The following is a 300-nucleotide window of genomic DNA, read 5'->3' as shown; positions in this document are numbered from 1 at the left end:
GCAACCAACATAAATTTGGCATCGATATAACTTAAATTTGATTCTTCTAGCATGGCGTGGCGAATACCATCCGCATCAGAGGTATAGCCATAAAGTTGACTTAAGCTACCTTTTAATGCTGTATGTAATTCATGTTTATCTTCAATAATTTTTAGTGCCTTTCCAAGTGTTGCTTTTTCATCATTGGTCAGTATTTTACAAATAGATTCAACAGCACTAATCGATTCTTTAATTGAGTTTCGATAATCAGGGCTTTGACGATCTGAGAGCAATTTCAAAGCTTGATTGAGATGTTGTTGA

At 34.7% G+C, this 300-nt stretch carries 1 pseudogene; it reads right to left on the bottom strand.

From position 1 onward, the window contains the following. A pseudogene (locus B2Y23_RS00225) lies at positions 1-300 on the bottom strand (hypothetical protein); the annotation flags it as partial.

Origin of the sequence: Acinetobacter sp. UBA5934 (assembly GCF_002430855.1) — a bacterium.
Lineage (GTDB): Bacteria > Pseudomonadota > Gammaproteobacteria > Pseudomonadales > Moraxellaceae > Acinetobacter.
Note: the sequence above shows the minus strand (reverse complement) of the source record. Positions and strands in the feature narration are given on the sequence as shown.